General features: G+C 71.1%; 1 protein-coding gene. It reads left to right on the top strand.

The window, feature by feature from the left end; translation table 11 throughout:
- Positions 1-22: 22 nt before the first annotated feature.
- Entirely contained in the window at positions 23-1123 is a 1101-nt protein-coding gene (locus B8460_RS20540; RefSeq protein ID WP_084623986.1) for an LptA/OstA family protein, read from the top strand.
- Positions 1124-1162 lie beyond the last annotated feature (39 nt).

Genomic DNA, 1162 nt, shown 5'->3' on the forward strand with positions numbered 1-1162 from the left:
CCCCGCATCGCGGCGCGCGGCGATGAGGCCCGTGGGCAGCCTGATCGGGCTGGTCGTCCTCGGCCTTGTCGCCGCGACGGCCGGCGCGCGGGCGCAGCCGATCGACATGTCGCATGGCGGCCCGATCACCGTGACGGCCGAGAACGGGCTCGAGTGGCATCAGAACGACCAGACCGTCATCGCCACCGGCAACGCCCACGCGACGCGCGGCGACGTGACGGTGACGGCCGACCGGCTGATCGCCCATTACCGCCGCAAGGCCGACGCCGCAGGCGGCGCCAAGGCCGACGCCAAGCCGGACGCGAAACCGGCCGCGTCCGGCAAGCCGGATGCGACATCGGGCGCCATCCCCGGCGGCCCCGGCGATACCGGCAGCAGCGAGATCTATCGCGTCGAGGCGATCGGTGACGTGCATATCGACACGCCCACCGACCATGCGACGGCGCAGCGCGCGATCTATGACATCGATCAGGCCGTGCTGCTGATGACCGGGTCGAACCTGCGCGTGGTGACGCCGAACGACACGCTCACCGCCCGCGACAGCATGGAATACTGGTCGCAGAAACACATGGCGGTGGCGCGCGGCAACGCCGTCGTCGTGACGAATGACGGCCGCCGCATCTCCGCCGACGTGCTCGTGGCGTACACGGTCGATAACGCGCAAAAGACGCCGGCCGCGCCGCCGGCCGCGACCAAGGCCGCGGCGCATCCCGACCGGCCCGACGATCCGCTCGCCGCATCCGGCAAGCTGCAGAAGGTGGAGGCATTCGGCAACGTGGTCATCCGCACCCAGACCGATTACGTGACCGGCGACCGCGGCGTGTATGTGCCCGAAACGGGGATCGCCCGCGTCGTCGGCCATGTGCGGATCACGCGCGGCCAGAATCAGCTGAACGGCGAGGAAGCCGAGGTCAACCTCAAGACCAATATCTCGCGCCTGCTGTCCGCTCCGCACACCCGCGTGCAGGGCCTCGTCGTGCCGAACGATGCGACCGCGCAGGCCGGCGGCACGCAGGCGGCGGGCAAGAAAGGGGCGGACAAGAAGGACGGCAAGACCGCCGCCGCGCCAGCCGATGCGGCGGCGCCGGGCCCATCCGCGGGCAAGCAGGGAGCGCCGCCGTGAACGAGTCGGCCGTCTCCACATGCGCGCCCGCCTGTTCCA

The sequence above is a fragment of the Acidisphaera rubrifaciens HS-AP3 genome (assembly GCF_000964365.1).
GTDB lineage: Bacteria > Pseudomonadota > Alphaproteobacteria > Acetobacterales > Acetobacteraceae > Acidisphaera > Acidisphaera rubrifaciens.

What these genes read in the sequence shown, in the direction of transcription:
- B8460_RS20540 (WP_084623986.1), top strand. Translation starts at nt 23, where the DNA reads ATGAGGCCCGTGGGCAGCCTGATCGGGCTGGTCGTCCTCGGCCTTGTC.